The 8,964-nt window shown below is 44.1% G+C and carries 7 protein-coding genes and 1 pseudogene; 4 read left to right on the top strand and 4 right to left on the bottom strand.

Features of this window, described 5'->3' with window-relative positions; all coding sequences use genetic code 11:
• From QVO39_RS09190 to QVO39_RS08615, 4 genes and pseudogenes are all read left to right on the top strand, one after another.
• Positions 1–121 (top strand): annotated as a pseudogene (locus QVO39_RS09190) (DUF2795 domain-containing protein); the annotation flags it as partial.
• 229 nt (positions 122–350) lie between these two features.
• Entirely contained in the window at positions 351–1,019 is a 669-nt protein-coding gene (locus QVO39_RS08625; protein ID WP_021903826.1) for a carbohydrate-binding family 9-like protein, read from the top strand.
• 710 nt (positions 1,020–1,729) lie between these two features.
• On the top strand, positions 1,730–3,550 hold the full coding sequence (locus QVO39_RS08620) for a thiol-activated cytolysin family protein (protein WP_288171960.1): 1,821 nt from the start codon (positions 1,730–1,732) through the stop codon (positions 3,548–3,550).
• 53 nt (positions 3,551–3,603) lie between these two features.
• Complete coding sequence (locus QVO39_RS08615) at positions 3,604–5,469, top strand: thiol-activated cytolysin family protein (protein WP_021903823.1); 1,866 nt, start codon at positions 3,604–3,606, stop codon at positions 5,467–5,469.
• 116 nt (positions 5,470–5,585) lie between these two features.
• Here the strand turns inward: QVO39_RS08615 and ribH are convergent, their stop codons facing one another.
• From ribH to galE, 4 genes are all read right to left on the bottom strand, one after another.
• The gene (gene ribH, locus QVO39_RS08610; protein WP_021903822.1) at positions 5,586–6,077 is read right to left on the bottom strand and encodes a 6,7-dimethyl-8-ribityllumazine synthase; all 492 of its coding nucleotides are present in this window, start codon (positions 6,075–6,077) and stop codon (positions 5,586–5,588) included.
• 93 nt (positions 6,078–6,170) lie between these two features.
• Positions 6,171–7,280, bottom strand: coding sequence for an A/G-specific adenine glycosylase (gene mutY / locus QVO39_RS08605; protein ID WP_021903821.1), 1,110 nt, complete (start codon positions 7,278–7,280; stop codon positions 6,171–6,173).
• Positions 7,281–7,286: 6 nt separating this feature from the next.
• Complete coding sequence (locus tag QVO39_RS08600) at positions 7,287–8,240, bottom strand: ribose-phosphate pyrophosphokinase (RefSeq protein WP_021903820.1); 954 nt, start codon at positions 8,238–8,240, stop codon at positions 7,287–7,289.
• Between the two features lie 52 nt (positions 8,241–8,292).
• On the bottom strand, positions 8,293–8,964 hold a 672-nt coding region (galE, locus tag QVO39_RS08595), incomplete at its 5' end, for a UDP-glucose 4-epimerase GalE (RefSeq protein ID WP_288171959.1).

The raw sequence follows: 8,964 nt of genomic DNA, 5'->3' as shown, positions 1-8,964 counted from the left end.
GGAGGTGATTGAAAATCTTCAAGAGATAGAGGATGATGAGATGATTTACGATAATATTGAGGAGATTTGGCCTGACTATCCAAGTAAGGAGGATTTCTTTTTCAATGAAGAGGAGTACTAATCTCACCCCTCTATTTTAATAATGATACAATACCCTTCCCCAAGAGAGGAAATCTTTGGGGAAGGGTATTCTATGATTGTCCACAAGGCTCTTCAAATGTGATATATTACACGCAACTAGGCGCCTATATCCCGTAGTTAGTTATTTTTTAGAATAAAATAGTGGAGATGTCGGATATTTAAGTATATTTGGAGCAAATCTTAGATAGTCAAATAATATTTATATTGCCATGGATTCATTTAAGTATGTCATACCTTTTCTGCCCGTATTGGATGCATTGGATCTTTCATCTCAAGAAATGGTGATGGAGACCAAAGCATTGCGTCTGCCCATTATGACAGCTAATTGGCCTGATGAATATCCTTATAAACCAGTGACAATAGCAGATTTAGCCTATTCTACTAAGGGTATTTACTGTCGCTTTTGGAGCAAAGGAATAGGTCTTAAGGCTAGCTACGCTGAGGATGGCAATAGAGTGCACGAGGATAGCTGCGTGGAGATATTCTTGCAGGTGCCGGGCGAGAAGCGGTATTATAACTTTGAATTCAATTGTATCGGTACTTGTGATGCGGCTCATAGAGCTAGTCGGTACGTCAGCTCCTCTCTTTCAAGTGCAGAGTATAGCTCTATCAAGCGAGTAACAAGTGAGCGAATGGGCTTAATATTTGACCGTCCACAGGGAGTCCATACTTTTTGGGTTTCGGTATTTATCCCATTCGAGATTCTGGGATTGGATATTAATAGAGAGCCATTTCCCAATCATCTTTTGGCTAATCTCTACAAGTGTGGCGATAAGACAGCAGCTCCACACTTCGTCTCTTGGATGCCTGTAAAGGCTGATAAACCGGATTTCCATCGCCCAGAGTACTTCTATCCACTCTACTTTGGTGAACGATAATTAAATCCAGATATATATTTCCAGACAAGTTAGGCGAGGCTTATGCTTCGCCTTTTTTGTTGAGACTGTTTCACGAAAGCAACGAAGCTGATCGCCTTAGTGCAAAGTCTCAGCACATTCGACCAAAAGTTCGAGATAGCCCCTTCATACATCATTCCCAATTTGTCTACTCTTTCAGGAATAGAGGAGACATAGTGTCTACCCTTTCAGGAATGCGATAATATACCGACCTCATATTCCGCATAGGGTGCGGAATGCATTCCGTATGCGTGCGGAACGTATTCCGTAGCCCTGCGGAATCCATTCCGCACGCATACGGAATATGTGGTTGATACAAGAGGGGTTTGTTGACGAAACGAAGGACACCATTTAGAGTTAGTACTTCGGTAGAGATCCTTACTCAAAATGACAACATACGTGGAACGCTCTCTAGTTTTGTGATTTATGTTCCATTATATGTTGCCTTAAGATTTGCTATAAGCACCATCTGTAGGTTAAATGTATTAATATTATGTATAAAGTTAAATAAAACGGACTTTTGCCGACCTATTTGTTGCCAAAAGTTGATTTTTACTGCCTTTTTCTTGGCTATGTTATTAATAATTATAATATTTGCATCATAAAATAAATGCAACGATATTAATTTGGATACTAATACCAGAGCAATACTAACAATATTCATATTAACTGATAGATAGATGTTGAAAAAGATGAAAACATTCAAATGGACCCTATTGGCTGCAACGCTCTCTTTGGGCTTAGTGCAATGTACCAATCTTCCTACTCAAGTTACAAAGGAGATTGAGAAGGAGGTCGAGAAGAAGATCGACGAGAAGAAAGTTGAGGATGAGACTCCTAATAATCCTGGAGAGAATCCTGATAACCCCAACAACCCTAACCTCCTTACGGGTGATGCTATAATCAACACACTACGAACTTATGCCGTTCCTAATGGTATGTTTGCAGGTGATGATACCCAAGGCAAAAAAGTGGTGGAGGTAAAGTCTCTGCCTGGTGATGGCAAAATCTACAATAATAATGGAGTGCTTACCGACCCTAATATCGGTAATGAGCCTGGTAGTGGGTACGAAGGTGATAAACTGCTAGATGGCGTAAAGCTATATCGCAATAAAAAGCGATATGAAAAGGCTACCTACAGTGAGCCATTAGTGCTAGCTCAGTACCTGGAGAGTGTCTACCCAGGTATGGTACTAAAGAGTGACCAGATCACCAACGGTGCTTTTGCTACCGTGGCACAATACGCTGTGAATCCTATAACGATCTCTGGTAACTGGCTTGCTACTCAAGGGACTGATGCTACATCTCTCAAGTCAAAGGTGATTGAGGTACCATCTACCTCTACTTATAGAGACGCTTTGATTGATGTGTTCCAGGGTTTCCCAGAGGAGTCAGCTGTAAAGACTACTCTTGATATTCAGGAGGTTGATATCAGCCACGAAGGGGGTATCTCTGCAAAGTATAATCAGAAGACCTTGATGGATCTAGGGTTCGAACTTGATGCTAATGTTTCAAAGTATAAGAGCCATCTCTTAGTGCGCTTTGTGCAAAATCTATTTACCGTGTCTATGGATTTACCACAGTTTGGTCTCCTGCACAATATTAATACTGAGGGGCTTAATGGTTATAAGCCAGTCTATGTGAGTGATATCCACTACGGACGTATTTGCTATGCACTCTTCTCTAGCGATGCTCTTGCAGTAGACCTACGTGCTAGTGTTGAGGCAATGCAAAAGATGATCTTTGGTATGAGCCAAGGTGGTGGCGGTAGCTTCAACTATAGCCATGTTATGGACAATTCACAGGTGCAATATGTGGTAATTGGTGGAAGCCAGCAAGATCATACAGCATTGATGACATCTGGTACAGGACTTAAGAACATCCTTGCACAGCCTATCAATATCCGTAATGCAGCTCCTATTGCTATTAATCTTAGATTCGTTGATGATAATTCTCGTGCTCGTGTGATGAAGGCTACTGAGATGCCACTACAAGAGGCGATCTTTATTCCAAACAAGCAAAATACACTTGAGTTCGGAGCACAGCTTACTGGTATCAAAGCTACTTACGCCAAGTTCAAGAAGGCCAATGTGGCTGGAGAGGTGACCATCAAGATTCCTACAGCTGTAGGTCATAAAACTATTACGTTGCTCAACAACACCAAGAAAAATCCTCTTATCATTGAGACGGGTGATAGCTTTAGAGATGTACGCAATAGTACCAATAAGGAAAGTGCCCGTATCCTACTTTCTAGCTTTGCCAATAAAGATAAGGCGGGTTATTACGATCAACCTGTCGAGATACATGTGAAGCTCAACTTTGCCGGTATGAATGGTCTGATTGATGGCAAGGAGCTTATAGAGCTCAATATCAAGAAGCCTCTGCGCGACTTTATCTTCGACTGTCAGGATGGGGTGCTTCAGGTTGAGACCAAGGGACTTGGTGCTGGCATTAATTATAGCGTAGCCCTTGATATTAGGCTAGATCCTGTAGTTACTGGTAATTATCAGTAATCCAAACTATAGATGAGCACAATCTTTTTTCCAACAATTATAACTGGAAAAGTATGAAAAAGAATAATATATTAGCATTGATGCTAACAGGTGCCCTTATAGCTTCGTCCGTTGGCTGTACTCAAAATATTATTGTAACTCCAGAAGAGAAGAAGGAGGAGGTTAATAAAGAGGAGCCAAAGGATGGTGAAGGGCAAAATAACCCAGAGAATAACCCTGGTAACACCCCAGGAGAAAATGGTGATAATAATGACAATACACCTGGTGTGGAACCTGAAATTCCTGTCAATCCAATACCTGTACCAGCTGGGCTTAAGGGTCTAAGAGCTGCTCCTGGAGTTGAAGAGATCAAGGGCGGTCAGCGCACCTACTTCAATTATAATAGTGGAAGTGATATGAATCTATTCCACGATTATGCAGTAGGAGTACCACCTATTACATTTGATAATAATGGTGCAGCATTCCGCCAAATGCTATTACAGTCCGATAGAAATGGGGTGACCATCTCTAGAACGCGCAATGCCAATCGAGATGACTTCCTCTACTCTGAGCAGTTTGTTTTTGATCGTAAGAGCGATCAAATCTTCTTAGGCAATGTGTTGCAAGGCCGTTCGGTATCCGATGGTAGTTTTGTCCCTCTAGCAGGGGTCATTACTCAGCCTATTACTATCTCTACAGCCCTTGTCTCTACAGGTAATCCTATTCACTCACAGATTATTATGCCAAAGCTTAGTCAGTACCGCGATGTGGTAAATGGCTGGATGAGTAATGATTTTAAGCCTTCTGCAGCACGTACCAGCACTGAGATTAGAGATATCAAGATCTCAGAAGAGAGTGGTACCAATAGTGGCTTTAATATTGATGGGCTATCTGAATATCTGCAGAGTATTGGCTTTAAGCTAGAAATTGCACGTATTAAGAGGCGTACCAATATATTGGTGAAATTTATTCAATCGGCTTATAGCGTTGCTATGGACCGACCCAATGGTTGTCTCGTGATGGATTACGACTTACAAGCCTATTTGAAAGATCGTAGTCGTCCGCTCTACATTAGTAATATCGAGTATGGAAGAGCCTACTATATTATGATTTCTAGCAACTACTCTAGCGATGAGGTCAAAGCTGCTTTTAATCTAAGTGGTAAGGGAGCTACTGAAGGATCTATGTGGAGTGCCTTCTCTGAGAGTTATTACAAGAAGATCCGTGACGAAGCCATTGTCAATGCCTCTATGGTAGGCGGTACTAGTTTTGATCATGGTGTGCTGATAGCACAAGGGTGGGAAGCCTTTAAGCAATCACTAGCCAATCAATTTCCACTTACTGCTGCTGAGCCAATTGCTATAGGGCTCAACTTCGTGGACAACAATGCTCCTGCTCAGGTGCACTACACTGGCACAGCCAATACCAAGGAGAGCATATTCATTCCTAAGTGTAAGGAATTACGTGTTAAGATGAATGCTTCAGGTATCCGTGCTACAGCAGGGTTTAAGGGTATTGGTAAAGTTCGTGTCTATGGAAAGGGATACATCTCTGTTCCAGGAAGGGGACGCCAGCAGTTCTTGAATATTCCTCAGAACTCCTATCTCAATCTTGAGAAGGGAATGGATGAATTTGTAGTGCCTAGTGGGCGCCTTGATTTCACTAAAGCTATAGAGATAAAAATCCCTATGTTTGGAAGTCGTTTCTCTATGGAGCGAAAACTTAATCAAGAGGTAACAATTGATCTCGAGCTCAATCACTCAGGTGCCTATGGTTCTGGTCATGAGGGTTTAGGAAAGCTACAAGTCAAGATGACTCTTGCAGAGTTCCTATTCTACTGTCAGGATGGAGGTTTTACCATTTCCACTCGTGAAAATAGACTTATTGACTTCCAAGGAGAAATTAGAATACAGCTAGAGCCTTTTACGGTTATAAGTTAATATGAAAGAGAGTGTTGTATGCGTACCACGCGTGCAACACTCTCAACTTATAATTACCCAAACTACTGACAAAAAAGAGGGATCTAGACGAGGTCCCTCTTTTTTGTCAGTAGTTTTTAGAATCTTAGCATCTTGAGGGCAGTGACAGCTGCCTCTACCCCCTTATTGCCTAGTTTGCCACCAGCACGATCGAGGGCTTGTTGCTTATCGTTGGTGGTTAGTACGCCATTGATAATAGGTACGTAGGTAGAGCCCGATAGTTGCTTGGTATGGGTATTAAGATTGCCCAGGTTCACCATCACGCTCTCCGAAATATAGTCGAAGTGAGGGGTTTCGCCTCTGATGATGCTCCCGAGTACAATGATCGCATCACAATTGCCAAATTGGAGCGTCTTGGCAGTGGCATAAAGTAGCTCAAAACTACCAGGTACGTAGCGTACCACGATATCATCCTCTCGCACACCAAATTCACGGAGGGTCTTCACTGCTCCATCTCTTAGGGCAAAGGTGATGTCACTATTCCACTCAGAGACAATAACGGTGACTTTCTTCTTCTCTCCCGAAGGTACTTGGCTCGGGTCGTAATGGCTTAGATCTGTTGTCGACATAGATTACTTGATTTATTGATCGGTGTTTACTAATTATCTAATGACCAAATATAAGACTTTCTGCTCGTCAATGCAAATTCAATGCAAATGTTTTCACTTGAAGTGCTTATTCAGAAAGGCTCGTAACGGCTTTGGAAATGCATACAGATGATGCTCGCTAATTGCTATTTGCTCTAGTGGTGCAGGAAGTGATGGGGCAATCTTCCCTTGCCATTGATAGGTATGTACCTTGATATGTAGCAGCCGATGTGTGAGCCGATGGTCTGGCAGATCTATCGTTTCTACCAGTTTCCATTCTCCGCCATATTGCTTATGGAGTTGCTTCTCCGTGAGAAACTCTTTCTTCTGCTCGTGCATGGGGAATTGGTAGAGACCCTTCCAAATCGTTTTCTTGTCCCGTCGCTCCACCCACATTTTATCGCCATCAAGGAGTAGAAAGTAGTCAATGTATCTGTTTTCTACGGCTGTCTTCTTTGCCTTGATAGGGAGTAGTTGCAGTAGCTCTGGCTTCTCTTTGCTGTGACAAAGTTTGGCTACAGGGCATTGGGCGCAATCAGGGTTGTAGGGTGTGCAGATAGTAGCTCCTAGGTCCATCATGGCTTGATTGTACTTCCCAGCTCTTTCAGGGTCTAGAAATTCTTGGGCAAGGGCACGGTAATACTTTTGTCCAGGGGTGGTATCAATTGGAGTTTCACACGCCTCTACACGAGAAAGGACGCGGTATACATTGCCATCCACCACTGCCAAAGGGGCATTATAGGCGATACTCATGATCGCTGCAGTAGTGTAGGGACCAACCCCCTTAAGTGAGGCCACCTCTCGCTCCTCTTTTGGGAACTCGCCACCAAATGCATCCACTATCTGGCGGGCGGCAGTGAGCATATTCAGGGCTCTAGAGTAGTAGCCCAATCCTTGCCACAAGAGTAGCACCTCCTCCTCTTTCGCCTTGGCTAGAGATTGCACATCGGGGTAGGCAGTGATAAATCGGTGGTAGTAGTCCCACCCTTGTGCCACTTGCGTCTGTTGTAAAATAATCTCCGACACCCATATCTTGTAGGGGTCGTCTATGCCACGCCAGGGGAGGATACGCCCATGAGCATTAAACCACTCTAGTAGCTTTAATCGGAAGAGAGACAGCTCTCCCTGTGATCGTTGGGAGCACTGTCTCTCTTCATTATTCTTATGAACTTCTTTTGAAGCCACTATTGATTACATAGAGTAAAGGTCACTGATAGATTCATGCTCTACCACACGACGAATCGCTTCGGCAAACATGGGAGCCACAGATAGGCAATTGATCTTCTCTCCACCCTTGGTGTAAGGGATCGAATTGGTGAAAATCATCTCTTTCAGTGCACTCTCCTCTATTCTGGAGGTGGCAGGATCGCTCATCACTGGGTGGCTAGCAAGTGCCCTTACCGAGCGAGCACCATTCTCTATCATCAGGTTAGCAGCCTTGGTCATTGTGCCAGCAGTATCTACGATATCGTCTACTAGTAGCACGTCCTTGCCCTCTACATCACCAATAATGCGCATCTCAGCTACCACATTGGCACGCAGACGTAGTTTATGACAGATCACGAGAGGTACCCCGAGAGTCTTGGCATAGGTGTTGGCACGCTTAGTACCTCCTACGTCAGGAGTAGCAATCACCAGGTTTTCGTGAGAAATCTCATTCTTCTCAATCAACTCCTTTACATAGTCAACGAAGATGTTGGAGGCATAAAGGTGGTCCACTGGCACATCAAAGAAGCCTTGGATCTGGTCGGCATGTAGGTCCATCGTAATCAGTCGAGAGATACCAGCCGTCTGGAGTAGATCGGCGATGAGCTTGGCACCGATAGATACTCTAGGCTTATCCTTACGGTCTTGGCGTGCCCAACCGAAGTAGGGGATAACCGCAGTAATATAGTGTGCACTTGCCCTCTTGGCAGCGTCAATCATCAGGAGGAGCTCCATCAGATTGTCAGTGGTGGGTTGTGTAGACTGTACTAAGAAAATGTCCTTTCCGCGGATCGACTCCTCATAGTAGACCGCAAATTCGCCATCGGCGAAACGATCTACACGCATTTTCCCTAGTTCGCAGTCTAAGCTCTTGCAAATCTCCTCGGTAAGATATAGGCTCTTAGTTCCCGAGAAAACGGCAAATTCATTTGGTCTCATTGCTTGTTGTAAGTTGTGTTGTTATGTAGTTTTGTTTCTTTGTTTTCTAGTTTTATGGCTTAGTGATTTTTTGTTGCCATTTCCATGCACTCTTTAGCGCCTCTTGGAGCGTGCTCTGTGCCCTCCAACCAAGTACTTCATTCGCCTTAGTTGGGTCGGCCCACACCTGCTCTATGTCCCCTTCTCGTCTTGTCCCTATCTTATGTGGCACCTTTACACCGGTTGCCTCTTCAAAGGTATGGATCAGTTCCAATACACTGGCTCCACGCCCCGTACCGATGTTGAATACCTCCAGAGGTTCAGTTGCTTTAGCCTCTAGTAGCCTATCAATTGCCACCACGTGTGCCTTCGCAAGGTCCACCACATGGATATAATCGCGGATGCAAGAACCATCGGGTGTATTGTAGTCGTCCCCAAATACCGTCAGCTCCTTCCAAATGCCAGCTGCCGTCTGCGTTAAATAAGGAATGAGGTTTTGTGGGACTCCAAGTGGAAGCTCCCCGATCTCTGCCGATGGGTGAGCACCGATCGGATTGAAGTAGCGTAGCAAGATGGCTCTAAAGTCCACTCCAGAGTGGATGGTATCACGAATGATCTCCTCATTGATCTGCTTTGAATTGCCATAAGGCGAAGTGGCGGGTAGGATAGGTGCCTCCTCAGTTACGGGCAACTCCTTAGGCTGACCGTAGACCGTACAAGAGGAGGAGAAGACGATCCCTTTGGT

Origin of the sequence: Porphyromonas sp. CAG:1061 (genome assembly GCF_000435035.1) — a bacterium.
Classification (GTDB): Bacteria; Bacteroidota; Bacteroidia; order Bacteroidales; family Porphyromonadaceae; genus Porphyromonas_A; species Porphyromonas_A somerae.
This window is presented reverse-complemented; position numbering and strand designations above follow the sequence as displayed.

Bases quoted from the DNA above. Each gene is read 5' to 3' on its own strand.
- QVO39_RS08625 (WP_021903826.1), top strand. From the start codon at position 351: ATGGATTCATTTAAGTATGTCATACCTTTTCTGCCCGTATTGGATGCA.
- QVO39_RS08620 (WP_288171960.1), top strand. From the start codon at position 1,730: ATGAAAACATTCAAATGGACCCTATTGGCTGCAACGCTCTCTTTGGGC.
- QVO39_RS08615 (WP_021903823.1), top strand. From the start codon at position 3,604: ATGAAAAAGAATAATATATTAGCATTGATGCTAACAGGTGCCCTTATA.
- ribH (WP_021903822.1), bottom strand. From the start codon at position 6,077: ATGTCGACAACAGATCTAAGCCATTACGACCCGAGCCAAGTACCTTCG.
- QVO39_RS08600 (WP_021903820.1), bottom strand. From the start codon at position 8,240: ATGAGACCAAATGAATTTGCCGTTTTCTCGGGAACTAAGAGCCTATAT.